Here is a 26,760-nt window from a genome sequence, read left to right as displayed (position 1 = left end):
CTGCGGGGCTCGCGGAACCGGCTCACTCCTCGCGCTCACGCCCGATCCCTTCGCCGGCCAGCATGCGCAGGTAGACCAGCGCGATGACCAGGTTGATCAGCAGCATGATGAACGAGATCGCGGCACCGAAGCCCAGCTCGCCGCCGGACAGCGCCACCTTGTACACGTAGACTGCCAGGATCTCCGAGCGCTGCTCGGGCCCGCCGGCGGTGATCAGGAACGGCGTGAAGTCGTTGAACGTCCAGAGGCTGATCAGCAGCAGATTGGTCAGCACGTGGCCGCGGATGCGCGGGAACACCACGTCGCGCAGTTGCTGCCCGGTGGACGCGCCGGCCAGCCGGGCGGTCTCCAGATGCGAGCGGGGCACGTTCTCCAGCGCGGCGGCGTAGAGCATCATCGAGAACGCGGTGCCCCGCCAGGTGTTGAAGATGATGATCGACAGCATCGGGTGGTCGAGCAGCCAGGCCATGCCGGGCGTGCCAAGCAGGGCGTTGAGCGTCCCGGCGTCCCGGTCGAGCAGGGCGATCCAGAGGAACGCGACGACCGAGCTGGGCAGGATCCAGGACAGCAGGATGAACGCCTCGACCACCCGGCGCAGCGGGCCCCGCCGGTCGCGCAGCGCGTAGGCGATCGCGAAGCCGAGCCCGGCCTGCCCGAGCACCGCGGAGCCGAGCACGAACTGCAGGGTCAGCAGCAGCGAGGTGCGGAAGCGCTCGTCGGTCAGCGCCTTGGTGTAGTTGTCCAGGCCGACGACCTCCGGGTGGGCCGCGGCCAACCCGGTGAGTCGGTAGTTGGTGACGCCGAGGTAGATCGTCCAGGCGGCCGGTACCACGAGGAAGAGCAGGATCAGCACCATGCTCGGCACGAGGAACCCGGCCGCCCGGGCCCGGCCCAGCCCGGCGGCGTCGGGGGCCGGGGAGGCGCCCGTCGCCGGGCGCCCTCCCGCGACCGTCTCGTCAGGACGAGACGTTACCTGGACCACCGACAATCCCCTCGACCTTCTTCTGGTACGCCGAGGCCGCCTCGTCGACGCTCTTGCCCGACGCCACCGCCGCCGTCGCCTCCTGCAGCGCCACCGACACCTGCGGGTAGACCGCCAGCGGCGGCCGGTAGGCGGTCAACGGCAGCACCTTCTCGGCGACGAAGTTGAGCATCGGGTCGCCGGCGAGGACCTCCTTGTTGACGTCCGCGCGGGAGGTGATCCGCGCGGCGCCGGCCAGCTGCGCCTTGGTCGCCTCCGCGGAGTGCATGAACGCCAGCAGCTCGAACGCCTGCGAGGGGTACTTCGAGTTCGGGTTGAGCACGTCGACGCCGCCGCCGGACATGCTGACGAAGTCCTGCCCCCGGATGCCCGCGCCGGGCTGCTTGGCCGGGATCATCGCGTACCCGACGGTGCTGTCCCGGTCGGGCATCTTCGCGGTGCCGTCCTTCGGGTTGATCACGCTGCGCCAGAAGTAGTCGCCCTCGCCCAGGATGCCGATCTTTCCGGCGGCGAACTCCTCGAAGGACTTGTCCCGCCCCTTCGCCTCCTGCTGGAGCTTCGGGTCGCCGAGACCACTGCCGTAGACCTTGGTGTAGAAGTCGAGCATGTCCTTGACCGGCTGGTTGGCGCCGGCCCACTTGCCGTCCTTCCAGATCTCCCCGCCGGCGCCGACCAGCAGCGGCAGCGCGCCCTGCATGGTCGTCGCCTCGCCCATCGCCGTGCCGGCGTTGATCTGGATCGGCGTCACCCCGGGCAGCGCCTTGAGCTTGGTGCCGGCGTCGAGGATCTCCTGCCAGCTCTTCGGCTGCCAGTCGGCGGGCAGGCCGGCCTGGGCGAACAGCTTCTTGTTGTAGTAGAGCACCCGGCCGTCGGTACCCTGCGGGATGCCGTAGCGCTTGTCCTCGAAGGTGCCCAGGCCCTGCACGCTCTCCGGGATCTGCGACCAGCCGTCCCACGAGTCGGCCTGGCCACCGGCCACGTCGGACAGCGGCTTGAGGTAGCCGGCCTGCACGAACTCGCCGACCCAGATGCCGTCGACCGAGATGACGTCGGCGCCGCCCTTGGACCGCAGGTCCAGGGCCAGTTTGGTCTTGTACTGCTCGTCGTCGACGCCGCTGGGCACGAACGTCACCTTGGCGGTGACGCCCTTGGCCTTCTGGGCCTCGATGAACCGGGGGATGACCCACTTCTCGATCCACTCCGCACCGGTGGCGTTCTTGCCGCCGGCGATGGCGTTGGCGGCGATGGTGAGGGTGATATTCTTGGCGTCCTTGCCGGCTGGCTCCGAGCCGCCACCGCAGGCCGTGACGGCGAGGGTGACCGCGGTGAGCGTGGCGAGCACGGCCGGGACGCGTCTCGGCGTGACTGACATGGGCTGTTCCCTTCGCAAAAAGTGACTTCGAAGAGACTCGCGGGTCGCCCCGCCGGCCGCAGGTCCATGCCGGCGGTGCTTGTCGGCCACAATGTCATGACAGCCTGACGACGTAAATACCTGTCAGCGAAATGAGTGCGAAACATCCACCGTCACCGCTCGACGACGGTCACCTCCAGCGCATAGCGGGAGGCCCGGTAGAGGTGCTCGCCGTGCTCGACGTGCCGGCCCTGGTCGTCGTACGCGGTGCGGGTCATGGTCAGCAGCGGGGCGCCGCGCCGCTCGCCGATCATCTGCGCCTCGGCGGCGGTCGCGGCCCGGGCCCCGATCCGCTGCTGGGCGCTGCGGATCCGCACGCCGGCCGTGCGCAGGATGGCGTAGAGGCCCCGGGCCTGCAGGGCGTCCAGGGTGAGCCGGACCGGGTCGAGCGGCAGCCAGTTCTCCATCACGGCGAGGGGCTCCCCGTCGGCGAAGCGCAACCGGCGCAGGTGCTGCACCGGGCTGTCGACGTCCAGCCCGAGCGCCGCCGCCACCTTCGCCGGGCAGCCCACGGTGGCCAGCTCCAGCACCGAGGTGGACGGTTGCCGCCCGGCCCGGGCGAGGTCGTCGTGCAGGCTGGTCAGCTCCACCGCGCGGCGCACCTCGCCCCGGACGACCTGGGTACCGACGCCCCGCCGGCGCACGATCAACCCCTTGTCCACCAGGTGCTGGATGGCCTGCCGGACGGTGGGCCGGGACAGTCCCAGCCGGTCGGCGAGCTGCAACTCGCTGTCCAGCCGGTCGCCCGGCGCCAGGTCACCACGCTGGATGGCGGCGGCGAACTGCTCGGCGACCTGGAAGTAGAGCGGGACCGGACTGCTCCGGTCGACGACGATCTCGGGGCTGGTCACGGGGGCCTCCTCGGCACGGCTGCCCAGGGTCGGGGATGGGCGCCACTGTACCGAAGCGGTCACCCCGCGCAGCCGCCAGATGTCAGGACAACACATTGACACAACCCACGGTCACTGTTACCAATCAATGACCAGGAGCGAGCCGGCGCCTCACGCCGTCGCCGGCCCGGAACAAGGGACGCCGCATGCTCGACGTGCTCACCATCGGCCGGGTCGGAGTGGACATCTATCCACTGCAGATCGCCACGCCGCTGGCCGAGGTCGAGACCTTCGGCCGGTTCCTCGGCGGCAGTGCCACCAACGTCGCGGTCGCCGCCGCGCGGTACGGCCTGCGCGCCGGGGTGGTCACCCGCACCGGCGCCGACGCCTTCGCCGACTACGTGCACCGGGCGCTGCGCGACTTCGGCGTCGACGACAGCCAGGTACGCCCGGTCGCCGGGCTGCCCACCCCGGTCACCTTCTGCGAGATCTTCCCGCCGGACCGCTTCCCGATCTGGTTCTACCGCACCCCCACCGCGCCGGACCTACAGATCCACCCCGACGAGCTGGACCTCGCCGCGATCACCCGGGCGCGGATCCTCTGGCTCACCGGCACCGGCCTGTGCCAGCAACCCAGCCGGGACGCCCACGCCACCGCGCTGGCCGCCCGTGCCCGACGCCCGCACACCATCCTGGACCTGGACTACCGGCCGATGTTCTGGTCGGAACCGGCCGCCGCCACGGCCGCGTACGCCGAGGCGCTGCCGCGCGTCACCGTGGCCGTCGGCAACCTCGACGAGGTCGAGGTGGCCGTCGGCGACCGGGACCCGGAACGCGCCGCCCGGCGGCTGCTCGACCGCGGCCCGTGCCTGGCCGTGGTCAAGCTGGGGCCGGACGGCGTGCTGGCCGCCACCGCCGCGGAGACCGTCCGGGTGCCGCCGGTGCCGGTGGAGGTGGTCAACGGCCTCGGTGCCGGGGACGCCTTCGGCGGCGCCCTCTGCCTGGGCCTGCTGCGCGGCTGGCCGCTGGCCCGGACGCTGCGCTTCGCCAACGCGGCCGGGGCCATCGTCGCCTCCCGCCTGGCGTGCTCGTCCGCCATGCCCGACGAGGCCGAGACCGAGGCGCTGGTGGCCCGGGCGGAGCCGGCCCCAGCGACGGAAGGAGACGGGTGAGCACCGAGTACGAGGCACTGACCCTCACCCGCGCGCACCGGCCCCAGGCGATCGCCGAGGCCGCCGCCCGACGCGCCCGCCGACCGTGGCCGGACCACGACCGGCCGCTGTTCGTCATCGCCGCCGACCATCCGGCCCGGGCCGCCCTCGCGGTGCGGGGCCGTCCGATGGCGATGGCCGGGCGGGCCGACCTGCTCGACCGGCTGCGGCTCGCGCTGTCCCGGCCCGGGGTCGACGGCGTGCTCGGCACCCCGGACATCCTGGAGGACCTGCTGCTGCTGGGCGCGCTGGAGGACCGGCTGGCGATCGGCTCGATGAACCGCGGGGGCCTCTCCGGCGCCGCGTTCGAGCTGGACGACCGGTTCACCGCGTACGACGCGGACAGCATCGCCGCGATGGGCTACGACGGCGGCAAGATGCTCTGCCGGATCGACCCCGACGACCACGGCACCGTCTCCACCTTGCAGGGGTGCGCCCGGGCGGTCAGCGCGCTCGCCGCACACCGCACCGTGGCGCTGGTCGAGCCGATGTGGGTCAGCCGCACGGACGGGCGGGTGCACGTCGACCTGACGCCCGAGGCGGTGATCAAGAGCGTCAGCGTCGGGCAGGCGCTCGGCACGACGTCGGCATACACCTGGTTGAAGCTGCCGGCGATCGACGAGATGGACCGGGTGATGGCCGCGACCACGCTGCCCGTGCTGCTGCTCGGCGGTGACCCGACGGAGGCCCCGGACGCGGTCTACGCCCGCTGGCAGCGGGCGTTGCGGGTGCCCGGCGTGCGCGGCCTGGTGGTCGGCCGGGCGCTGCTGTACCCGCCGGACGACGACGTGGCCGCCGCGGTCGACCTGGCCCACTCCCTGCTGCCCACGAGGCAGGGCGAGGTGGCCGCATGAGCGAGCGCAGCGAGCGAATCATCAGGCACCGCGCGATGGAGCCTCAGGCAGCCGCCGAGCGAAGCGAGGTGGCTGCATGAGTGCCTACCTGCCCTGGGGGTCCACGGCGCGGAAGCCCTGGGCGCTGGAGGTCACGCCGGAGCGGGCCGGCTGGACGTACGCGGGCCTGCGGGTGCTCACCCTGCCCGCCGGCGGCGAGGTCAGCTTCACCACCGGCGCGGAGGAGATGCTGGTCCTGCCGCTGGCCGGGGCCGCCACCGTGCACTGTGACGGGCTCAGCCTGCGACTCACCGGCCGCGCCTCGGTCTTCGCCGCGGTCACCGACTTCGCCTACCTGCCCCGCGACGCCACGGTCACGGTCCGCGGCCAGGGACGGTTCGCGCTGCCCGCGGCCCGGGCCACCCGCCGACTGTCGCCGCGCTACGGCGCGGCCCGGGACGTACCGGTGGAGCTGCGCGGGGCCGGGCCGGCCAGCCGCCAGGTCAACAACTTCTGCGCGCCGGAGGCGTTCGACTGCGACCGGCTGGTCGCCGTCGAGGTGCTCACCCCCGGCGGGAACTGGTCGTCGTACCCGCCGCACAAGCACGAGGACGACCGGATCCACGACGACGGCCGGGTCGAGGCTCGGCTGGAGGAGATCTACTACTTCGAGGTGTCCGGCGCGGCGCCGGGCGACGGCGGCGCGGTCGGCTACCAGCGGGTCTACGGCACCGACCGGCGGCCGATCGAGGTCCTCGCCGAGGTGCGCAGCGGCGACGTGGTGCTCGTCCCGTACGGCTACCACGGGCCGTCGATGGCGCCGCCCGGCTACCACCTCTACTACCTCAACGTGCTGGCCGGTCCCGGTCCGGCCCGCACCATGGCCTGCGTGGACGACCCGCGGCACGGCTGGATCCGGGAGAGCTGGGCCGGCCAGCCGGTCGACCCCCGGCTGCCACTGGCCCGGGCGGGAGGCGAGTAATGCGCAGGCTGACCGTGGCGCAGGCGCTGGTGACCTTCCTAGCCCGGCAGTGGACCGAACGCGACGGGCAGCGGCGGCGGCTGATCCCGGCCTGCTTCGGCATCTTCGGCCACGGCAACGTGGCCGGGCTCGGCGAGGCCCTGGCCGGGGCCGCCGCGCTGGGCGTCGACCTGCCGTACCGGCTGTGCCGCAACGAGCAGGGAATGGTGCACACCGCCGCGGCGTACGCCCGGATGACCGACCGGCTGAGCACCCTGGCCTGCACCACCTCCATCGGGCCCGGCGCCACCAACCTGGTCACCGGCGCGGCCGGGGCGACCATCAACCGGCTGCCGGTGCTGCTGCTGCCCGGCGACCTCTTCGCCACCCGGCCGGCCAGCCCGGTGCTGCAGGAACTCGAGGACGCCCGCTCCTACGACGTCAGCGTCACCGACGCGCTGCGCCCGGTCTGCCGCTACTGGGACCGGATCAACCGGCCCGAGCAGCTGCCGGCGGCGTTGCTGGCCGCGATCCGGGTGCTCACCGATCCGGCGGAGACCGGAGCGGTCACCCTCGCCCTGCCACAGGACGTGCAGGCCGAGGCGTACGACTGGCCGGAGGAGCTGTTCGCCGACCGGACCTGGCACGTGCCCCGCCCCCGCCCGGACGACGCGGCGGTGCGGCGGGCCGCCGGGATCGTCACCGCGGCCCGCCGTCCGGTGGTGGTGGCGGGCGGTGGGGTGATCTACAGCGGCGCGACCGAGGCGCTGCGCGACTTCGCCGAGCGGCACGGCGTGCCGGTGGTGGAGACCCAGGCGGGCAAGGGCGCGCTGCCGCACGACCACCCGCTCTGCCTCGGCGCCGTCGGGGTCACCGGCACGACGGCGGCCAACGAGATCGCCGCCGAGGCGGACGTGGTGCTCGGCATCGGCACCCGCTACAGCGACTTCACCACCGCCTCCGGCACGCTCTTCGGTGACGCCCGGTTCGTCAACCTCAACATCACCGGCTTCGACGCGGCCAAGCTGTCCGGCACCCAGGTGGTCGGCGACGCCCGGGAGAGCCTGACCGCGCTGGGTGCGGCCTGCGGCGACTGGGCCACCGCGGCGGCGTACCGGTCGACCGTCACGGACCTGGCCGCCCGGTGGGCGGCGGCGGTGGACCGCGCCCGGCACGCCGAGGCGCACGCCGCGCCGACCCAGGCGGCGGTCATCGGCGCGGTCAACGACGCCGCAGGCCCGCGCGACGTGGTGGTCTGCGCGGCCGGGTCGATGCCCGGCGACCTGCACAAGCTGTGGCGCAGCAGCGATCCCAAGGGCTACCACGTCGAGTACGGCTACTCCTGCATGGGCTACGAGATCCCCGGCGGGATCGGGGTGAAGCTGGCCGCGCCGGACCGGGAGGTGTTCGTCCTGATCGGCGACGGCTCCTATCTGATGCTGCCGAGCGAACTGGTCACCGCGGTCGCCGAGGGCGTCAAGCTGGTCGTGGTGCTGGTCGACAACCACGGCTTCGCGTCGATCGGTCGGCTGTCCGAGAGCGTCGGCGCGCAGCGGCTCGGCACCGCCTACCGGGACCGGGCCGGCGGGCCGCTGCCGGTCGACCTCGCGGCGAACGCGGCCAGCCTGGGCGCCGAGGTGATCCGGGTGACCACGACGGCCGAGCTGCGCGCCGGGCTGGCCGCGGCGAAGGCCGCGGACCGGACGACGGTCGTGCACGTCGCGACGGACCCGATGGAGCCGGGCCCGGACGGTGGCGCGTGGTGGGACGTGCCGGTGGCCGAGGTGTCCACCGGCGCGGCGGCCCGGGCGGCCCGGGCCGCGTACGAGACGGGGCGCAAGGCGCGCCGCGTCCACCTGCGCCCCTCCTGAGGTGCGACAGCGGCCCGGCTGCCTCAGGCGGCGGTGATCGCCAACGGCGACGGAGCGGCCGGTGGCTGCCAGGGCGGGGGCGGCGGCAGCTCGGCGGCCGGCCCGGCCGAGGCGTCCGGCTGGGTCTGGTCGACGGTCGGCGCGGCCTGCGCCGCCCGCAGCCCCTCCTGGGCGCTGTTCCAAGCGGCGCAGGGCCAGGCCACGCCGAAGCAACTCCCGTTGTCGCAGGCGCCGTTCTCGTCCGGCTGGTGGGTGTCGGCCACGGCGCTGGCGAGCCGCCACAGCAGCGGGTCGGTCACCTCGGCCGGACGGTCGTCGTCGCGGTCTGTACTGGCGTCGGACATGGTCGGTCCCCCCTCTTCGAGCGGGCTCCTCCTTTCCAGTCCGCTGCTCGGCCAAACCTGCGACCGGCGATTTTTCTGCCGCGCCCCGCCGTGGGCGGGCGCGCGGCCGGGCATAGGCTGGGCGCCGTGGCGAGGTACTACGACCTGCACCCGGACAACCCCCAGCCGCGGACCCTGCGGCAGGTGGTCGACCTGATCCGGGACGACGGACTGATCGCCTACCCCACCGACTCCTGCTACGCCTTCGGCTGCCGGATCGGCAACCGGGCCGGCCTGGACCGGATCCGGGAGATCCGCCGGCTCGACGACCGGCACCACTTCACCCTGGTCTGCCGCGACTTCGCCCAGCTCGGCCAGTTCGTCAAGGTGAGCAACGCGGTCTTCCGCCTGGTAAAGGCCGCCATCCCGGGCAGCTACACGTTCATCCTGCCGGCCACGCACGAGGTGCCGCGCCGGCTTCAGGAGCCGCGCAAGCGCACCGTCGGAGTGCGGGTGCCGAAACACACCGTCACCCAGGCGCTGCTGGCTGAGCTGGGCGAGCCGCTGCTGTCCAGCACGCTGCTGCTGCCCGACGAGGACGAGCCGCTGACCCAGGGCTGGGAGATCAAGGAGCGCCTCGACCACCAGCTCGACGCGGTCGTCGACGCGGGGGAGTGCGGGACCGAGCCGACCACCGTGGTCGACCTGTCCGGGCCCGAACCGGAGATCCTGCGCCGCGGCGCCGGGGACCCCTCGCGATTCGAGTAGCCGCCGCCCAATTAACTGGTTTGTCCCCGCGCCATCGGACTGCCGTACCACCATGTTGGTGCGGCGGCGTACTCCGTGAAACCTCCCGCCGCCGCACCACGGCGACCGGGTGACGGGAGTACGACGTGGAAGCGCTCCTGCTGATCGCGGTGCTGGGAGCGACGGTGCTGATCGGCACGACGATCGGCGGCCGGTACCGGGTCGCGCCGCCCGTCCTGCTCATCGCCATGGGCGCGCTGCTCGGGGTGTTCCCACCGTTCTCGCACGTGGTGCTGCCGCCCGACGTGGTGCTGCTGCTCTTCCTCCCGGCGATCCTCTACCGGGAGAGCCTCGTCATCAGCCTCCGCGAGATCCGGGCCAACCTCGCGTCGATCGCGCTGCTCGCGGTGGTGCTCGTGGTGATCTCGGCGGGCGCCGTGGCGTACGCCGCCCGGGCCCTCGGCGTCGAGCCGACGGCAGCCTGGGTGCTCGGCGCCGTGCTCGCGCCCACCGACGCCGCCGCCGTCGCCGGCCTGGCCAAGCGGATGCCGCGCGGCATCCTCACCACGCTGCGCGCGGAGAGCCTGATCAACGACGGTACGGGGCTCGTGCTCTTCTCCGTGACCGTCGGCGTGATCGCCGGCGGCGCCTTCCCCGGGCCGCTCGGCCTGCTCGGCCGGTTCGTCGGCTCGGCCGCGGTCGGCATCGCCGCCGGTCTGCTGGTCGGTGGGGTGGTCGTGCTGATCCGCCGGCACCTCGACGACCCGTTGCGCGAGGGCGGGCTGAGCATTCTCACCCCGGTCGTGGCCTTCCTGCTGGCCGAGTCGGTGCACTCCAGCGGCGTCCTCGCCGTGGTGGTCGCCGGGCTCGTGCTCTCCTACGCCGCCCCGCGGGTGATCCGGGCGCGCTCCCGGATCGTGGCGTTCGCGTTCTGGGACCTGTTCACCTTCATGCTCAACGGCAGCCTCTTCGTGCTGCTCGGCACCCAGATTCCGCGCACGCTGCGCAGCATCACCAGTCACTCACCGATCGAATCGCTCGGCATCGCGGCCGCGGTGACCGTGGTCGTGGTGGTGATCCGGATGATCTGGCTGCACCTGGCCGTCGGCGGCCTGCAGGCCCTCGACCGGCGCGAGTCCCGCCGGGGCCGCCGCTTCAACCAGGGGGAGCGGACCGTCGCCGGCTGGGCCGGCTTCCGTGGCGCGGTCTCCCTGGCCGCCGCCCTGGCCGTGCCGGTGACCACCCACACCGGCACCCCGGTCACGGACCGGGATCTGATCATCTTCGTCACGGTCACCGTCATCGTGCTGATCATGCTGATCCAGGGCACCACCCTGCCCGCCGTGGCCACCTGGGCCGGCCTGAGCGGCGACATGGAACGCGAGGACGAGGCCCGTCGCGCACGAATCCACGCCACCCAGGCCGGACTGGACGCCTTGCCCCAGGTAGCCGCCGACATCGGCGCTCCACCGGATGCTGTCGACCGGCTCCGCTCCGACTACCAGGACCACCTCCACGACATCCGCACTCCCCAGGACGAGGACATGCTGCGGGAGCGGGAACTCGCCCGGCGGCTGCGACTCGGGGTGCTGGAGGCCAAGCGGCAGGAGCTGACCCGGCTACGGCGGACCAACCAGATCGACGACGCCGTGCTGCGCGAGGTGCAGGCGGCCCTGGACATCGAGGAGATCCGGCTGCTCGGCCCGACCGTCGAGGACTAACGGCTCTCGGGGACGGCCATCTCGCCGAGCAGCGACCAGTCCTGCTGTGGAACGGTCACGTTGACGATCCGCGGCGTCTCGGCCAGGTACGGCGGCAGCGTCCGCTGCGCCGTGCGGAAGTGCTCCGACTGCACGTGCGCGGCGCCGGCCTCGTCGTCCCGGAACGCCTCGACCAGCACGTACTCCGTCGGGTCGGCCAGGCTGCGCGACCAGTCGAACCACAGGCAGCCGGGCTCGGCGCGGGTGGCCTCGGTGAACTCCGCGACGATCTGCGGCCAGCGGTCGGCGTCCTCGGGCTTCACGCGGAACTTGGCGGTAATGAAGATCATGGCAATCAGGCTAACAACTTGATCAGGAATCGTCGGTGATCATAGGTTAACCGTGTGGACCGTGGCGCTTCGCCTTTGGGCTGGTTCGGGGGAGATTCCGGTGAGGTGGGCCGGTCGTGATCGCGGGTTCTCCTGGATCGATGTCGAGGCGATGAGCCGGTGACCGGAAAGCTGCCGCTGGCCGAGGGTGAGGCTTCCCGTACCGCTTGCGCCCGCGTTTTGCTGGGATCTGGGGTGGACGAGGAGAGCGGTGAGGTCCTGTCGCAGGCGGTGCTGGCGCAACGGATCGGCTGGTGTGCCGATCTGGTGGCGGGGATGGTGTCCGGCCTGTTGGTGGAGCGCTGGAACTCCGCGGATGTGGATGTGTTGGCCTCCGGACACGACGCGGGCGGCCGGAAGCTTCCGTCGAATGCGTGGATGGCGCTGCGGCGCTTGGGCTGGACGGTTACCGCGCCGGTGGGTGTGAGGGTCAATGACCGGGTCGTGCGCATGGCGCAGGAGCAGGCGGGGCGGGTTCTGCGCTCGGCGTCGTGGCGGGCTGACCTGATCGCCGGGGTGCTGGCGACGTGGCCGGACGATCCGCGTCAGCGCACCGTGCAGGAGTGGGAGCAGGTACGCAAGGCGGTTCCGGGCGGGGAGCATCTACCGTCCAGCGTCATCAAGGGCCGCACCCGGCAGGCTGCGAAGTTCCTTGCCGCCAATGGCCGGCTGCCGGTGGACGTGTTCGAACTGGAAGGCGTCCCAAAGGTCGCGCGGATGCTGCTGCTGGCCGCGTGTGACCGGCAGCAGGCCAGCATCGAACGCTCCGACACCGACCCCAGGAGGGTGTTGCTGCGGTTGCAGTTGCCCACCCGCCCAGATCCGCGATCGTATCGGGATTGGACGTGGGTGGCCTGTCCGATCAGCCTGCCGCCCACGGTCCCCGCGGGCGCGGTGCTGCACCTGCCCACCCTGCGCGTCACCGGCGGGCAGGTGCACGCCGACATGGCATACAGCCACCCGGTGCCGAAGGCCCGGCGCACCGGTCACTCGGTGGCGCTCGGCGTGGACTGGGGGCTGAACACCCTGTTGTCCGCTGGAGCCCTGCGACTGCACGAGGACGGCCGGATCACCGCGTTGGGGGCGGGTGGTCAGTTCCGGGCGGTCGGGGTCCTGGCCAAGCAGCATCGCCTGCGCCGGCACGGTGAGCGGTTGCACGCCAAAGCCGACCACTACCAGCGCCTCGCCGGCCGTGACGAGCGGCATCACCTCGTCGGCAAGCACGAGGTGCTGCGCGACGAGATCCGGCACGTCTCCGCCCGCCGCGCGCATCTCAACGCCGCGCTTGCCTGGGCTGCCGCCCGTTGGGCGGTCGACCAGGCGATCGCCGCCCGGGCGACCGTGATCTACGTGGAAGATCTGCAGTCGTTGGAAGCACGGGGCATGGGCGCCACCCTCAACACGCGGCTGTCGCAGCAGGTGCGCGGGCAGATCGTCGACCGGATGCGGCACCTCGCCGCCGAGGCGGGTATCGCCGTGGTCACCACGCCTGCCCGCAACACCTCCAAACACTGCCCGCACTGCTTGACCCCGCTACGGCACTGTAAGGCCCCCGACAAGCCCACGGTGGCGGGCTGGAAATGGGCCCTGTGTCCCCACCAGTCCTGCCGCTGGCAAGGCGACCGCGACCAGGGCGCCTGGCGGCGCATCGCCGCCCGCGGCCTCGCCCATCAGGCAAAGACCGTCATTGACAAGACCAGCGGGCACATGGTCATTCGCGCCGTGGTCGAGAAACTCGAAACGGCAGCGGTCATCACGAAGAGCCACCGGGGGGACCGGTCGAAGGCTGGTCCCACCCGGCGCAAGGCACCACGCCCTGCGCCCAGGCGACGCAGGGCACCCTCCCCCACCAGACCTCACGGCTCGGCGGGTAAGCGTCCGGAGGGACACGCGCCAACGGACCGGCTGAGGTTGCCCCGCGCAGCCCACCGGCACCAGGGCGTGACAACGATCAGCACACCCACCACCGGTCACCGGCCGCGAGGAGCCGCGTTGGGCGCGGGATTCCACTTCCACGCCCACGCGTCCCCACCACGGTGGGAAACGATCCCGGAAACCCAATCCGACTCAGGATCACTAAGCTGATCAGGGACGCTACCCACCTCGGGAGCCCGGGCGGGCGACGCCACCAGCGGTCCGTCACCTGGACGCCTCAGATCCAGGGCAGCGGGTCGACGGCCCGGCCGCCGAGACGCACCTCGAAGTGCAGGTGTGGTCCGGTGGAGGCGCCGGTCGAACCGACCAGGCCGATCACCTGGCCGGCCCGGACCCGCTGGCCGGGCGACACCAGCAGCCGGGACTGGTGGCCGTAGCAGGTGGACAGCCGCTGCCCGGACGCCCGGCCGTGGTCGATGCAGGTGTAGTTGCCGTATCCGCCGTACCATCCGGCGCGGGTGACCCGCCCGTCGGCGGCGGCGACGATCGGGGTGCCGGTCGGGGCGGCGAGGTCGATCCCCGGATGCCGTTGCCAGACGTGGTAGTACGGGTCGAACCGGACGCCGAAGGGGCTGGTGAGCCGGCCCGCCAGCGGCCGGCCCAGCCGGCCGCCGCCCGCGACGACCCGCGCCGTCGGCGCCGTCGCGGGGGCGGTCACCGAGGCGGAGCGGGCCCGCCGCTCGATCTCCTGCCGCAGGGCCGCCTCCTCGCGCTGCCGGCCGGCGAGCTCTTCCTGACCGGAGGTGATCGCGGCGGACAGGGCGGCGGCGCGGCCGGTGGGCGTGTCGAGCAGGTCCGTGGAGTCGGCCACGGCCAGGGCCGGCGCCGGGTCACCGGCCGGCGCCGGGCCGCCGGTCCAGGCCGTCAGCAGTTGCAGCACCGGATCGGGTTGGCGCTGCACCGTGGCCAGGTCGTCGCGGGTGCGGGCCAGGATGTTCTGCAGGTACTGGATCCGGCGCTCGACGTCGGTGAGCGCGGCCACCTGCCGGGCGTCGGGCGTGTCGGCGGCGTCCACCGGCGGCTGCGGGTACAGGTCGGCGCCGGGGTCGGCGGCGATGAGCGCCGGGGCGGACCCGGGATCGACGGTCGGCGCGGCCGCGATCGGGGCCGGGGCGGCCGGCCCGCCGGCCCGCGGTGGCACGCCCGACGAGGTCGGCGTCGGCCCCGGGGTGTGCCCCGTGGCGGGGCCGGCCGACGGCGAAGTCGTCGGCCGGGCGGTGGGCGGCTTCAGCGACGGTGGCGTGAGCGAGGGCAGGGTGATCGACGGCAGCGGCAGGGGCGGCAGCGACACGGGCGGCAACGACACGGGCAGGGCGGTCGGCAGGGGCAGCGGCCCCTGCGCCGCCGCGCTGCCGGACCCGGCATCCAGCCAGGTGGACGTCGTGACCAGGGTCGCCGCTCCGGCGACCGCCGCCAGCGTCGTCCGCCGCCACCACCGTCGATCCATGCCGCACTCCTGACGCGCCTGCCTCCGCCTGCTACATCGGATCCGGCCGCCCGGTCGTAACACTTTCCGCCCGACGCTGCCGCAACCGTCGACGGGTCAGCACCGCTCCGGCCGCGGCCACGCCCGCCACCACCACCGCCAGGACGGTGGGCACCCGCATCGACCGGGGCGCCGCCGGGTCGACCGGCGCCGCCGCCTGCGGCTCCGCCGGCGGATCCGTGGGCGTCGCGGTCGAGCCGGGCACCAGGTAGGCGTTGCTGGCGATCTGGGCCCCGTTCTCCGGCATCTGGTCGGAGGTGAGGCTGACCCGGTTACGGACCACCGTCCCGGGTGTCGCACCCGGACGGACCCGCCCGGTGATCGTGATCCGCGGCGCCGGTGAGCCGCTGGCCAGCCGGATGTCACCGAGGTCGCAGACCACCTCGCGGGCGGTCACCGAGCACCAGCCCGGCTGGGCGCGCGCCGTGACCCGCTCCAGATCCGCGGTGGTGGTGAACGTGATCCGCGCGGCGACGAGAGTCGCCGTGCCGGCGATCGTGACGGTGTGGGTGACCTGCTGCCCGGGCAGCGCGCCGAACGGGGCCGAGGTCAGCACGGGAGCGGCGTCCAGCGGCGGGCTGGGCGTCGGCGTCGGAGCAAGACCTATCACGGCGGCCGTGATGGCCACCGCGGACGCGGCAACCGCTTCCCCCATCCCCACACTCTAGGCCCACCGCCGCACGTCCGCCCGCCGAACCGGACGGACCGCCAGGCCTCGACCGGCGGCGGCCGTCACCTCCGTCGAAGCGTACCGACGTCAACTCTTCCTGGCCGTGGTCAGCAGCTCCGCCGCCCGCCGGTCGGCGAACGCGGTGACCGCCTGCTGACCGGCGCCGAAGACGATGGCCACCCCCAGCAGGGCGGCCGTGCTGCCGACCGTGGACTCCACCAGGCCACCGATCACCAGCATGATGCCGACCAGCGCGACCAGCGGACCGACGGCCAGCTTCAGCAGGCCCTGCTGGAACGGCAACTTGTAGGGCAGCCCGCCGGAACGCGACGTGATCATCGACGGGAGTGCGCTGATGAACGCGCCCAGCGCGCCGGCGAGCAGCACGAAGAACAGCAGCCGCCACGCCGGCACGCCCGCCGCGTCGCCGGGCGGCTTGAGCAGGTGCACGTCCCGGCTGCGCCACTGCACCAGGACCAGCAGCGCCTCGGCCAGCAGCGCGAACACGGAGATGCCCAGCATCCGGTTGCGCAGCCGGCGGGCGGACTCGTGGAACTCGTCCGACGCCTGGTGGTAGCGCAGCAGCAGCGCCCGGACCTTGGCACGGAAGAGCTCCGGCTCGGCCAGGTCCTTCGTCGCGTCGAAGTCCAGCAGCACCTTGTCGTCCGCCTTGAGGAACTGGGCGGCCGAGTCCCGGTACGCGGGCAGCAGCCCGAGCAGCTCCGCCGGCGTTCGCAGCTCCACCATGGCCCGCTCCACCGTGTGGATGGTCTGCCAGGCGTACTCGATCTTCCCGCCGCGCAGCCAGTCGACCACGTCGCTGCGGCCGAGGACGGCCTCCACCCCGGACAGCTGCCGCTGGAGCGGGACGACCCCGGCGGCGGTGGGCGGGTCGCGGGCGGCCAGGCTGGCCAGCTGCTGGTAGAGGTCGTCGACCTTGGTGCGGACCCGGACCTGCCAGGCGGCGGCAGGCACCGCGCTGGTGCCAGCGCCGGTGTTCCCGCTCCGGATCGCCTCCTCCGGCGGGGCGTCGTGCTGGGTCATGGCGTGGCCTCCGCTCACCGGCCGGTCGGCCGACAGGGCCGACCGTCTCCAGTATCCGCAGCTCACGGCCCTGATGGACAGCTCGGGTCGGCCACCTGACACGCGGTCGCCCTCGCCGGGCGCCGCCGTCAGGATCGCCGGTTTGCCGTACGCGCCGAGGCCCGGTCGACCACAGTGGGGGCGTGGTCGAGGAGGTGGCATGAGCGGCGGACTGCGCACCGACCTGTACGAGCTGCGGATGGCGGCCAGCTACCTGCGCCGTGGCATGACCGAGCCCGCCACGTTCAGCCTCTTCGTCCGCCGCCTGCCGCACCGGCGCGGCTTCCTGGTCGCGGCCGGGCTGGCCGAGGCGCTGGACTTCCTGGAGAGCTTCGCCTTCGACGACGACGAGCTGGGCTACCTGCGGGAGGTCGTCGGGCTCGACCCGCCGGCCCTGGCGGCCCTCGCCGGGCTGCGGTTCACCGGCGACGTGCGGGCCGTACCGGAGGGTCGCGTGGTCTTCGCCGACGAGCCGTTGCTGGAGGTGACCGCGCCGATCGCGGAGGCGCAGCTGGTGGAGACCGGGGTGCTGAACCTGATCACCTTCCACACCACGGTCGCCACCAAGGCCGCCCGCTGCCGGCTCGCCGCCGGCGACGCGCAGCTGGTCGACTTCGCGTTCCGCCGCACGCACGGCATCGAGGCCGGGGCGGGCGTGGCGCGGGCGTCGGCCATCGCCGGCTTCGCCGCGACCAGCCACGTCGAGGCCGCCCGGCGGTACGGGCTCACCCCGTCCGGGACGATGGCCCACTCGTACGTGGAGGCGTTCCCCGACGAGCGGGCGGCGTTCCGCGCGTTCGCCGCCGACTTCCCCACGAACCCGATCTTCCTGGTGGACACCTACGACACGCCCGCCGGAGTCCGGGCTGCGGTGGACGTCATCACCGAACTGGGGCTGACCGGCCCGATGGCCGTGCGACTGGACTCCGGGGACTTGGCGGCGCTGGCCCGGCAGGCCCGGGCGATCCTCGACGAGGCCGGGCTGCGGCAGGCCCGGATCGTCGCCAGCGGCAGCCTGGACGAGGACGTCATCGCGGAGCTCGTCGCCCAGGGTGCCCCGATCGACGGGTACGGCGTGGGCACGAAGATGGGCGTCTCGTACGACGCGCCGTCGCTGGACAGCGCGTACAAGCTGGTCGCCTACGGGGACCGGCCGGTGCTCAAGCTGTCGCCCGGCAAGGCCACCCTGCCCGGGCCCAAGCAGGTCTTCCGCGATCCCGCCGGCGCCGAAGGGGATCTGGTCGGGTTGCGCGACGAGCCGCCGCCGGCGGACCGTGAGCCGCTGCTGGTGCCGGTCATGCGCGGCGGCCGGCGCCTCGAGAGCGCCGATCCCGCCGGCGAGGTGCGGGCCGCCCGCCGCCGGTTCGACGCCGACCTCGCCTGGCTGCCGGAGGGAACGCGGCGGCTGACCGATCCCACGCCGCTCGCCGTCACGGTCAGCCCGGCGCTGACCGCGCTGCACGAGCGGGTGACCGCGGAGCTGGGCCACGGTGGCACCTATTGATGCTCGTGGCCGCTGTGTACCATCTGGTACATGGACTACGCGGAGACGATCACCACCACGGCGGGCCCCCAGCCCGCCTGGGCGGCGCTGGCGGACGTGACGAGCTATCCGCGGTGGACGGCGTCCATGTCGACCGTGGAGCCGCTCGACGGGCCGTCCCTGGCGGTGGGCGGCCGGTTCCGCATCCGCCAGCCCGGCCTGCCGCCGACGGTGTGGCGGGTCTGCGAGCTGCGACCGGGCGCGTCGTTCGCCTGGGACGCGCACGTGCCCGGCGTGCACACCGTCGCCTACCACCGGGTGGACGGCCAACCCGACGGGACGACCCGGATCAGCATCGGCATCCGGCAGACCGGCGCCCTCGCCTGGCTGGTCGCGCTGCTGACCGCGGCGCGGACGCGCCGGTACCTGCGGATGGAGGCCGCCGGGCTCAAGGCGGCTGCCGAGTCGGCTGCCCCGACGTCGCCGTCCCCGGCCGGCGAGGCGGTTGCCCCGGCGTCGCCGTCCCGGGAAGTCGAGGCGGAAGCCGTGGCGGCGACGGACGACGACGCGGCGCCCACCGGTGGCCGGTGACGCCCGGGAGGCGCTGCTCGACCGGTGCGTCAGCTTCCTGAAGTCGGGCGGGTTCAGCCAGCTCAGCCTCCGCGAGATCGCCTCCGGTACGGGCACCAGCCACCGCATGCTGATCTACCACTTCGGCAGCCGGGAGGGCCTGCTGACGGAGGTGGTCGGGCGGGTCGAGGCCGAGCAGCGCGCGGCGCTCGCGGCCCTCGCCACCGAGGCCGATGATCCGGTCGAGGTGAGCCGGCGCTTCTGGCGCCGCCTGGCCGACCCGGCCCTGGCCCCGGCGGAACGGCTGTTCTTCGAGATCTACGCGCACGCGCTGTTCGACCGATCCTGGACCGGGGCCTTCCGCGCCTCGGTCATCGCCGCCTGGGCGGGCCCCGTCGAGGAGTTGTTCGTCCAGCTCGGCCACGACCGCGCGGAGGCCCGCCGGCGCGCCCGGTTGAGCCTCGCCGCGACCCGCGGCCTGCTGCTGGACCTGCTGATCACCGGCGACCGGGCCGTCCTGGACGCCGCCGCCGACCTGTTCGCGCAGCTCGTCACGGCACCGCCGCCGTCAGCGGCCTGAGCCGCTGGAGGCACCTCGATATCGTCATGCGCAGCAGGGCGGTCACCCGGTCCGAATCAGGAGGTGCCGATGGAGGCCGTCGACGTGCTGGTGGTCGGGGCGGGACCCACCGGGCTCGCCGGCTCACCGCCCCACCCGGCTGGGACCTGCTGCTCTGCGGTCCACCGGCGGCCTGGCCGGAGGAGGCCGTCGCGCCGCTGCGCCGGGCCGGCCAGGTCACCGTGCACCGGCTGACCGACGCCGCCGACCAGCTGGCGCTGCACCGGCTCGGCCTCGCTCCCGGCGTGGCCGGCCTCCTGCTGATACGCCCCGACGGACACATCGGCTACCGCTCCGGCGGCGGTGACCTGACCGGGCTGGCCGCGTACCTGCGCCGCTGGCTCGGCTGACCACCGAAGCCACGCCGGTTCGCGTGCACCGCGGTGACCGACACCCGCTGGCACCGCCACCTCGCGCACCGGGCACGGCCGGGTCAGCCCGTGCCGGCCGCCAGCAGGCCGGCCACCGCCTCGGGCGCCTCCGGATGCTGGCTGAGCAGCGCTGCCACCTCGGCGTGCGGGGCTGCGTCGGCCCGCCGCCACTCACCGGGGCAGCCGAGCAGCCCAGCGACCGCGTCGACAGCCTCGGGATGGTCCACCAGCAGGCGGACGATCGGCCCCGCCGGCGCGACCGGCCCCGCCGGCGTCGGTGCTGCCGCCGGTGCCGCCCAGGGTGGCACCCAGGCGTCCAGCGTGGCCAGGCCGCCGGGAAAGGTACGCCCCGCCTCACGGATCAGCAGTGGCACCAGCTCCGGCCCGTGCTCGCGCAGGGTGGTGATGAGCGTGGGAAGCCAGGGCAGCAGGATCGGGTCGGGCAGCTGACCGAACGCGGTCGACATCAGCTCCACCACGAACGGCGCCAGGCCGGGCACCGGTTCCAGGGCCTGCACGAAGCCGGAGAGGTACTGCGGGAAGGTCGGCACGACCAGCCGGTTCGCCAGCAGGTCGGCGCAGCGGGCCCGCAACTCGGCGAGGGGCAGCAGGCCCAACTGGTGCCGGGCCGCCCACAGCAGGGCGACCTTGGCGGGCGCCTCCGGATGGGACTGCGCGACGGCGAGTTCGAGCTGCGTCCGGTCGCAGCCGAGGGACAGCGCCAGGCTCTCCATGCTGAACAGGAAGCCGAGCATGGCGCCGACCTGCCGGACGCCGGTCTGCTCGTCGACGACCGCGGTCGGCAGCAGGGTGCAGTAGTGGGCGTAGCCGGCGGTCACGAACGCCGCGCACCAGGCCGGCAGGGCCGGCGCGGTGGCCCGGTAGTGGGCCAGCAGGCGGCGGATGCGGCGCAGCACCTCCGGCGCGTCGTCGACGGTGCGCTCGGCGGCGAGCAGCTCCACCGCCCGGGCGCCCAGCTCGTCGACCAGACGCGGGCTGTCGAGCAGCCGGATGGCCTCCTCGACGGCCGCCAGGGCGCCGGACGCGGTGGCCTCCGGGCCACGGACCGCCCGGCGCAGCCGCTGCTCCAGCACCTGCTCCACGGTGACGCCGTCGTAGCCCAGCTCGATCAACGCCCGCTGGTTGCGGCCGAGCGCGAGGTCCCAGCTCTCCTGGATGGACCGGTGCCCCAGCCGCCGCTCGCCCATGATCGGGCGGACCGCGTCGGGTGGGAGCAGATATCGCAGCATCCAGAGCAGATCCGAGCAGGGTGCCAGCCGCGGGTCGGCGTCCAGGTCCAACAGGGCCCGCTGGACCGTACGCTTCTCCAGGTCCAGGCCGAGCGGTCGGAGCCGGTCGAGGACGTCGCGGGCCAGCGGCGGGAGCGCCTCGTAGCCGACCTGGCCGACCCGGTCCCCGCCGAGCAGGATCTCGCAGAGCCGGCGGACGTCGCGCCGGCCGGGCACCACGTCCTTCTCGATGCAGGTGACCGCCGCGTCGGCGAAGTCGTACGGGGTGGGGCGGGCCCGGTTGCGCAGCCCGGCCAGGAGGATCGCGGTCTCGAAGACGGCGATCGCGTCGGCGGTGCTGGCCAGGTAGCCGTTGCGGCGGGCGAGCCGGACGATGTCGACACACCAGCCGCGCAGCTCCGCCTCGTCGAGACCGCCGGGTTCGGGTGGTGCGGCGAGGAACCCGGAGAGGCGGTCGGTGACTCCGGTGTCCGGGACGGCACCGGCGACCGCGCGGCGGCCCTTGGTCCGGGTGCGGCTGGCACGCTGCCCGTCCAGCCGGTAGCCGGTGAGACCGGCGCGGGTCAGCGCCTTGGTCCAGGTGGCCGCGGCGATGGAGACCGATCCCGGGGCGAGGCCGAACTGGGCCTCGATGGCCGAGTGGCTGGACGGGATCAGCCCGTAGTGCCAGCGGGTGCCGGTGCGCGGGCTGATCTCGTACGCGGGCGCGTCGGCGGCGAGGCCGAACTGCTCCACGTGGCTCGCGGCGTGGAAGGCGCCGCAGACGTAGAGACAGTCGGCGGGGTCGACGCCGGAGGCGGCGAGGTGTTCGCGCATCCGCGTCCACATGTACCGCTCGCGGTCCTCGTCCCGGTCGAGCCGCGCGGAGCGGGCCGGGCGCAGCCGCCGGAACAGGCTGCCGATGAGCACCATCACCTGCCGGTAGGTGTCGTGATCGGCGTCGGCGAGCGGCTGCTCGACGTACTGGTCCCACCACTCCGACCAGTGCCGCACCTTGCCGTGGTGCAGCAGGTACGCCTCCAGCTCGGCGAAGCCGGGCCGCAGGTCGCCGATCTCCACGCCGACCGCGTCGCCGTGCAGGGCGCCCTCGTCGCCGGGGCGCCCGCCGTCCTCGCCCGCGTCGACCTCCCCGTCGCCCGGACGGGTCGGCTCCGGCCGGTCCCGCGGCAGCCACTGGAAGACGTGGTCGGTGGAGCGGTCCACCAGCACCAGCTCGACGCCCGGCGTCTCCAGCGCGTACGCGATGGCCTGGTATTCGGCGGAGGCCTCGGTGATCGGCGCGACGACGCTGAGCGGGCCCCACTCGGCCGGGTGGCCGTCCAGCTCGGCGGCGAACGCCTGCACGGCCACCGGGAGGCGGCAGTTGCGCAGCTCGCCCAGGAGTGGCTGGAGGTCCTCGCAGAGCTCCAGATAGATCACCCGGGGTTGCTTCGCGCGCAGCCGGCGCAGCATCGCCAGCGCCGAGGCCGGCGAGTGGTGGCACACCGGGAAGATCTCCAACGGCACGGCGAGCGCCCGGTCGACGTCGTCGACCAGGCCGGCGAGGATGCCGGCGAGCGCATCGGGGGAGTCGGCGAAGGCAACGGCGGCGTCGGTGAGCTGCTGACGCAGGGCACCGAACGGGCCGGCGACGGGGACGGTCATGACAGGGCGGCGATCGCCTGGCGCCCGCCGTCGAGGAAACCCTCCCAGCCGCCGCCGTCCTGCTTGGCCCGGGGCTCCACCACCCCGTGCAGGTATTTGTTGAGGATCGCCAGGTCCTCCGGGCTGCGCCGGGCCAGCGAGCCCATCAGGGAGCCGGCCAGCGTCTCGGCGCGCAGCGTCCGGTCGCCGAAGAACTGGCTGTGCAGGATGGCGTCCTCCAGGACGCCGATCTGCTCGGCGGTGGACAGCGCCGATTCGAGCTTCTCGTCGTCGCTGGTCGCCGCCGCGGCGGCGGTGCGCAGGTCGGCGAAGCTCTGCAGCAGGATGTCCAGCAGGGTGGGCGGAACCTCCAACTCGATGCGGTGCCGGCGCAGCAGCTCCTCGGTGCGGAACCGGACGATCTCCGCCTCGCTGCGCTTGTTGGTGACCACGGGGATCCGGACGAAGTTGAACCGCCGCTTGAGCGCGGAGGAGAGGTCGTTGACCCCCCGGTCGCGGCTGTTCGCGGTGGCGATGATGGAGAAGCCGGGCCGGGCGAAGACGATGTTGTCGTCGTTCAGTTCGGGGATCGAGACGTACTTCTCCGACAGGATGGAGATGAGCGCGTCCTGCACGTCGCTGGTGGAGCGGGTCAGCTCCTCGAAGCGGCCGATGACGCCCTGCTCCATCGCGGTCATGATCGGTGACGGGATCATCGAGTCGCGGGACTGCCCGCGGGCGATCACCATGGACACGTTCCACGAGTATTTGATGTGGTCCTCGGTGGTGCCGGCGGTGCCCTGCACCACCAGGGTGGAGTTGCGGCAGATCGCGGCGGCGAGCAGCTCGGCCAGCCAGCTCTTGCCGGTGCCCGGGTCGCCGATGAGCAGCAGACCCCGGTCGGAGGCGAGGGTCACGATGCTCCGCTCGACGAAGGTCCGGTCGCCGAACCACTTCTGCGGGATCTCCCGGTCGAGGCCGTCGGCTCGTTCGGAACCGAGGACGAACAGCCGGACCATCCGCGGGCTGAGCCGCCAGGAGAACGGCTTCGGGTCGGTGTCGACCGACTCCAGGTAGTCGAGTTCGTCGGCGTACTTGACCTCGGCGGGGGCACGCAGCATCTCGGACATGAGGGGTGGGACTCCTAGGTGAGGAAGCTCTTGAGCTCGAAGACGAGTTTGCGGATGTGACCGGAGATCACCGGTGTGCCCAGGTCCTTGAACCGTTGTCGGAACCAGGGGTTGACGCTCTGCTGGCCGGAGCTGTTGACCGAGCCGACCGGGATGAACCGCACGCCGGAGCGGTGCACGGCCTCGATGCCGTCGACAACAGCTGCGAGCGGTCGAACTCGTAGAAGTCCGAGATCCAGACCAGCACCGTGTTGCGCGGTTCGGTGATCTTGGGGCGGGCCATCGCCATGGCGACCGGTCCGTCGTTGCCGCCGCCCAGGTTGGTGCGCAGCAGCACCTCGAACGGGTCGTGCACCCACGGCGTCAGGTCCAGCGCCCGGGTGTCGTACGCGATCAGGTGCACGTCCACCTTGGGCAGCCCGGCGAAGATCGACGCCAGGATGGTGCAGTTGACCATCGAGTCGACCATCGAACCGGACTGGTCCACCACCACGATCAGGCGCGCGGGTGTGGTTCGCCGGGCGGTCTGCCGGTAGTAGAGCCGGTCGACGTAGAGGCGCTGGTCCTCCGGGCTCCAGTTGGTCAGGTTCTGCCAGATGGTGCGGTCCAGGTCGAGGTTGCGGAACACCCGCTTCGGCGGCACCGACCGGTCGATCGCCCCCACGCTGGCCTGCTCCACCTGCGTACGCAGCACCTCGGCGACCTCGTCGACGAAGCGGCGGATCAGTGCCTTGGCGTTGGCCAGGGCCACCCCGGACAGGTTGGCCTTGTCCCGCAGCAGCTGCTCGATCAGCGACATGCTCGGCGTGAGCCGGCTGGCCAGCGCCGGGTCGGCGAGGACCTCGCGCAGGTGCATGCGGCGTACGAGGTCACCCTCCAGGGCGGCGAGCGTGCCGCCCAGCCCGGTGCCGCCCTGCCGGCGTAGCTCGCCCGGCTCGGTGCCGAGCGCCTGCTCGAACCAGCCGGCGTCGGACTGCCACCGGGCCAGCTGGCCGGCACTGACCGGCCCAGCGCCGGTCGCGAACACGTTCAGCAGCACCTTCGACACCAGCGCGGCGCGGCGTACCTCGGCCGGCCCGGGCCGCCCGGTGGGGTCGTCGGACGCCGCCGCGCCCTCGGCCGCGGCCAGCAGGCCACGCAGTTCGGCGGCGAGCGCCGGGAAGCGCTGCACCACGGTGTCCACCGAGACCGCCGGGTCCAGCAGCGCGGCCGGCAGGCCCAGGTCCTCGACGACGGCCATGCTCGCCGATTCCAGGGTGGGCTGCTCGGTGGGGTCGAAGAGCCGGGCCAGCAGCCGCCAGTAGAGCACCTGCCGCCGATTCTCGTCGGCGCGGTCGTGGTCGTGGTGGGTCATCGCCGCAGCAACCGTCCCGCGCGTTCGCGCAGCACCGCCACGGCGTCGCCGGCCTTCGCCTCGGCCTTCGCCACCTTCGCGTCGGTGATCCCGCACGCCCAGTCGCCGGTGTGCACGTCGACGGCCTTGCGCTTGACGGTGGCCCGCACCGCCAACGGCTGCAGCCGCCACCGGCCGTCGTCCCAGCGCAGCAGGCCGAGACAGGCCGACGAGGCGGCGACCAGCTCCGGGGTGAGCGGCCCGCAGGAGGGCAGCCGGTCGACCGCCACGGCGAGCGGGCGGCCGTCCAGCTCCAGGACGAGGTCGCCGTCGTGGTCGCCGACGGCGTACCCCTCGAGGAGGACGGGCTCGGCGATCGCGGCCGGATGCCGGTCCAGCGGCGCGGTCGCCGCCGCCTGGGCGCCGGGCAGCAGGACCCGCGCCGCGGCGAACGGGTCGACCGGCCCGTCGAGCTGCGCCCGGTCGTCCTGCCAGCGCAGGTCCGCGCCGCGCACCGGCAGGTCGGCGACCGTCACGCCGCGCCGCTGGGCCAGCGCGGCCAGCAGGGTGGGGTGTGCCTGGAGGAGCCGCCACAGGGCCGGGCCGACGACCGTGTCCACCTTGGCCGCGCCCACCGCCGTGCGGACCAGCCGCGGCGGCCCGCCGGCGGCCGGTTCGAGGATCGCGTGCACCTGGATCTGCATCGCGGTGTCGTGCTCGTGCACGTCCACGCCGAGCGGCAGCAGCCGCCCGTCGACCCGGTCGACCTCGGTCACGGGGTCGACCGCGGCGGCGTCCTGGGCGAGCAGCACGCCCCGGGCCCACAGGTCGGCCCACCGGCGCGCCGGCACCTGCGGCATCGTGGCGACCGGCACGCAGGCCCGCAGCTCGGCGGCGAGACCGTCGAGCAGCACGGCGAGCCGGCGCGACTCCGGTGCGGCCAGCGCGGCCTCGACCGACGTCCCGGCTGCGGCCACCAGCTCATGGTCGACGCCCCGCCAGCCGGTCACGGCCACCTCGTGCAGCCACGCCCGCGCGCCGGCCAGGACGGGCGAGGGCGCGGCCGGTGGGGCCGGCGGCGCCGGCGACCACGGGACGCGGCCACGGCCCAGCGCGGCGTCGAGCTGCCCGAGCAGCGCGTCGTGCGCGGCGCCGAGCAGCGCCGACCGGGCACCGGCGAGCGCGGCGAGATGCTCTGGGGTCACCGAGCCGGCGCAGATCTTGTCGACCGCCTCGGCGACCAGGTCGGCCAGCGGGGTGGTCCCCAGCGCGGCGGCCAGGCCGGCCAGCGCCGCCGCGTCCGCCTCGCCGACCCGGGCCAGGCCGTGGGTCAGGGCGGCGTCGACGCCCGCCACCAGGTCGAGGGCGTCGGTCAGCCCGGCCGGGTGGCCGTCGGTCCGGGCGGTGAGCTGCGTACCGAGCATCAGCGGCCCGCCCCGGTGGACGGGAACCAGTGCAGCTCCGGCAGCGGCGTGGTGCTGCCCGGCACCTCCAGGTAGGACAGGTGGCGCAGGAACCGGCTGAACACCACCGCCGCCTGGGTCGGCTCGTGCCGCGCGTCGAGGCGGCCCAGCAGCTCCGCGCCGGTGGTCACCCCGTCGCCGGCGTCGACCCGCAGGTAGCGGGCGACCCGGTCGAGGCCGTACTGCAGGATCGCCTCGTCGGCCAGCGCCTCCAGGTGCTTGCACGGGGTGCCGCGCAGGCCGCCGCAGGGCCGGTTGTTGTTGGTGCTGCAGTGGTAGGCGTGGGTGCCGGAGGTGAGCGACGAGACGTACACCCGCTCGATGTCCGACCCGCTGGACACCACACCCTGCAGCCGCCCGTCGGCCAGCTCCACGAAGGGCACCTTGGCCAGCTTGCGGGGCCGGGCCGCCGGCACCACCCGCACGCTACTTCGCCGTGCCCACCCGGCGTCGTCCACGTCCGCCACCTTCCCGACCTCCCCGCCC

At 73.6% G+C, this 26,760-nt stretch carries 23 protein-coding genes and 1 pseudogene; 11 read left to right on the top strand and 13 right to left on the bottom strand.

From position 1 onward, the window contains the following. Positions 1-22 precede the first annotated feature (22 nt). From ACY34I_RS00960 to ACY34I_RS00950, 3 genes are all read right to left on the bottom strand, one after another. Positions 23-982, bottom strand: a complete 960-nt coding sequence (locus tag ACY34I_RS00960; protein WP_462751499.1) for a carbohydrate ABC transporter permease — start codon at positions 980-982, stop codon at positions 23-25. After that, entirely contained in the window at positions 957-2,354 is a 1,398-nt protein-coding gene (locus tag ACY34I_RS00955; protein ID WP_462751497.1) for an extracellular solute-binding protein, read from the bottom strand. Before ACY34I_RS00955 ends, ACY34I_RS00960 begins: the two co-directional genes overlap by 26 nt. 152 nt (positions 2,355-2,506) lie before the next feature. Further along, on the bottom strand, positions 2,507-3,244 hold the full coding sequence (locus ACY34I_RS00950; protein ID WP_462751495.1) for a GntR family transcriptional regulator: 738 nt from the start codon (positions 3,242-3,244) through the stop codon (positions 2,507-2,509). A 185-nt stretch (positions 3,245-3,429) separates the two neighbouring features. On the opposite strand from ACY34I_RS00950, the gene iolC reads away from it, so the two are divergent. The 4 genes from iolC to iolD all read left to right on the top strand — a co-directional run bounded on the left by iolC (position 3,430) and on the right by iolD (position 8,099). Continuing rightward, positions 3,430-4,395 carry a 5-dehydro-2-deoxygluconokinase gene (gene iolC, locus ACY34I_RS00945; RefSeq protein WP_462751493.1) on the top strand — a complete coding sequence of 322 codons (966 nt, stop codon included), beginning with the start codon at positions 3,430-3,432 and terminating at the stop codon, positions 4,393-4,395. Next, positions 4,392-5,288 carry a Cgl0159 family (beta/alpha)8-fold protein gene (locus ACY34I_RS00940; protein ID WP_462751491.1) on the top strand — a complete coding sequence of 299 codons (897 nt, stop codon included), beginning with the start codon at positions 4,392-4,394 and terminating at the stop codon, positions 5,286-5,288. The genes iolC and ACY34I_RS00940 overlap by 4 nt, the downstream gene beginning before the upstream one ends. A gap of 76 nt (positions 5,289-5,364) precedes the next feature. Next, the gene (gene iolB / locus ACY34I_RS00935; protein ID WP_462751489.1) at positions 5,365-6,249 is read left to right on the top strand and encodes a 5-deoxy-glucuronate isomerase; all 885 of its coding nucleotides are present in this window, start codon (positions 5,365-5,367) and stop codon (positions 6,247-6,249) included. Further along, positions 6,249-8,099: a 3D-(3,5/4)-trihydroxycyclohexane-1,2-dione acylhydrolase (decyclizing) gene (gene iolD / locus ACY34I_RS00930; RefSeq protein ID WP_462751487.1), complete on the top strand. Its 1,851-nt coding sequence runs from the start codon at positions 6,249-6,251 to the stop codon at positions 8,097-8,099. The genes iolB and iolD overlap by 1 nt, the downstream gene beginning before the upstream one ends. Positions 8,100-8,122: 23 nt before the next feature. On the opposite strand, the gene ACY34I_RS00925 is transcribed toward iolD, so the two are convergent. Further along, entirely contained in the window at positions 8,123-8,443 is a 321-nt protein-coding gene (locus ACY34I_RS00925; protein ID WP_462751485.1) for a hypothetical protein, read from the bottom strand. A 126-nt stretch (positions 8,444-8,569) separates the two neighbouring features. Between ACY34I_RS00925 and ACY34I_RS00920 the strand changes: the two genes are divergently transcribed. Both ACY34I_RS00920 and ACY34I_RS00915 read left to right on the top strand, forming a co-directional pair. Continuing rightward, complete coding sequence (locus ACY34I_RS00920) at positions 8,570-9,190, top strand: L-threonylcarbamoyladenylate synthase (protein WP_148798831.1); 621 nt, start codon at positions 8,570-8,572, stop codon at positions 9,188-9,190. A 125-nt stretch (positions 9,191-9,315) separates the two neighbouring features. Further along, entirely contained in the window at positions 9,316-10,890 is a 1,575-nt protein-coding gene (locus ACY34I_RS00915) for a Na+/H+ antiporter (protein WP_462751482.1), read from the top strand. Here ACY34I_RS00915 and ACY34I_RS00910 read toward each other — a convergent pair. Further along, complete coding sequence (locus tag ACY34I_RS00910; protein WP_462751480.1) at positions 10,887-11,219, bottom strand: putative quinol monooxygenase; 333 nt, start codon at positions 11,217-11,219, stop codon at positions 10,887-10,889. The genes ACY34I_RS00915 and ACY34I_RS00910 overlap by 4 nt on opposite strands. A 234-nt stretch (positions 11,220-11,453) precedes the next feature. Between ACY34I_RS00910 and ACY34I_RS00905 the strand changes: the two genes are divergently transcribed. Next, the gene (locus tag ACY34I_RS00905; protein WP_462751478.1) at positions 11,454-13,343 is read left to right on the top strand and encodes a zinc ribbon domain-containing protein; all 1,890 of its coding nucleotides are present in this window, start codon (positions 11,454-11,456) and stop codon (positions 13,341-13,343) included. Between the two features lie 67 nt (positions 13,344-13,410). Here the strand turns inward: ACY34I_RS00905 and ACY34I_RS00900 are convergent, their stop codons facing one another. The 3 genes from ACY34I_RS00900 to ACY34I_RS00890 form a co-directional block, all read right to left on the bottom strand. Next, complete coding sequence (locus tag ACY34I_RS00900) at positions 13,411-14,640, bottom strand: M23 family metallopeptidase (RefSeq protein ID WP_462751476.1); 1,230 nt, start codon at positions 14,638-14,640, stop codon at positions 13,411-13,413. 31 nt (positions 14,641-14,671) lie between these two features. After that, positions 14,672-15,334, bottom strand: a complete 663-nt coding sequence (locus ACY34I_RS00895) for a hypothetical protein (RefSeq protein WP_462751474.1) — start codon at positions 15,332-15,334, stop codon at positions 14,672-14,674. 102 nt (positions 15,335-15,436) lie between these two features. Then, positions 15,437-16,393: a hypothetical protein gene (locus ACY34I_RS00890; RefSeq protein ID WP_462751472.1), complete on the bottom strand. Its 957-nt coding sequence runs from the start codon at positions 16,391-16,393 to the stop codon at positions 15,437-15,439. Positions 16,394-16,592: 199 nt separating this feature from the next. Here ACY34I_RS00890 and ACY34I_RS00885 point away from each other — a divergent pair, with 199 nt between their 5' ends. Genes ACY34I_RS00885 through ACY34I_RS00870 form a run of 4 tightly spaced genes read left to right on the top strand, consistent with a single transcriptional unit; the run spans position 16,593 to position 19,454 of the window. Continuing rightward, positions 16,593-17,936: a nicotinate phosphoribosyltransferase gene (locus tag ACY34I_RS00885; RefSeq protein ID WP_462751470.1), complete on the top strand. Its 1,344-nt coding sequence runs from the start codon at positions 16,593-16,595 to the stop codon at positions 17,934-17,936. A 30-nt stretch (positions 17,937-17,966) separates the two neighbouring features. Continuing rightward, on the top strand, positions 17,967-18,506 hold the full coding sequence (locus tag ACY34I_RS00880; RefSeq protein WP_462751468.1) for an SRPBCC family protein: 540 nt from the start codon (positions 17,967-17,969) through the stop codon (positions 18,504-18,506). After that, entirely contained in the window at positions 18,496-19,065 is a 570-nt protein-coding gene (locus ACY34I_RS00875; protein WP_462751466.1) for a TetR family transcriptional regulator, read from the top strand. The genes ACY34I_RS00880 and ACY34I_RS00875 overlap by 11 nt, the downstream gene beginning before the upstream one ends. 26 nt (positions 19,066-19,091) lie before the next feature. Next, the gene (locus ACY34I_RS00870; protein WP_462751464.1) at positions 19,092-19,454 is read left to right on the top strand and encodes an aromatic-ring hydroxylase C-terminal domain-containing protein; all 363 of its coding nucleotides are present in this window, start codon (positions 19,092-19,094) and stop codon (positions 19,452-19,454) included. 83 nt (positions 19,455-19,537) lie between these two features. On the opposite strand, the gene ACY34I_RS00865 is transcribed toward ACY34I_RS00870, so the two are convergent. The 5 genes and pseudogenes from ACY34I_RS00865 to ACY34I_RS00845 form a co-directional block, all read right to left on the bottom strand. After that, on the bottom strand, positions 19,538-22,369 hold the full coding sequence (locus ACY34I_RS00865) for a DUF5682 family protein (protein WP_462751462.1): 2,832 nt from the start codon (positions 22,367-22,369) through the stop codon (positions 19,538-19,540). Continuing rightward, a complete protein-coding gene (locus ACY34I_RS00860; RefSeq protein ID WP_462751460.1) occupies positions 22,366-23,478 on the bottom strand; it encodes an ATP-binding protein in 1,113 nt (370 codons plus the stop codon). Before ACY34I_RS00860 ends, ACY34I_RS00865 begins: the two co-directional genes overlap by 4 nt. A 14-nt stretch (positions 23,479-23,492) precedes the next feature. After that, positions 23,493-24,832, bottom strand: a pseudogene (locus ACY34I_RS00855) (VWA domain-containing protein). Beyond that, entirely contained in the window at positions 24,829-26,235 is a 1,407-nt protein-coding gene (locus ACY34I_RS00850; protein WP_462751458.1) for a hypothetical protein, read from the bottom strand. Before ACY34I_RS00850 ends, ACY34I_RS00855 begins: the two are co-directional and overlap by 4 nt. After that, positions 26,235-26,741: a hypothetical protein gene (locus ACY34I_RS00845; protein WP_462751456.1), complete on the bottom strand. Its 507-nt coding sequence runs from the start codon at positions 26,739-26,741 to the stop codon at positions 26,235-26,237. Before ACY34I_RS00845 ends, ACY34I_RS00850 begins: the two co-directional genes overlap by 1 nt. Positions 26,742-26,760 lie beyond the last annotated feature (19 nt).

The organism is Micromonospora sp. RTBAU3-60 (genome assembly GCF_054963695.1).
Note: the sequence above shows the minus strand (reverse complement) of the source record. Positions and strands in the feature narration are given on the sequence as shown.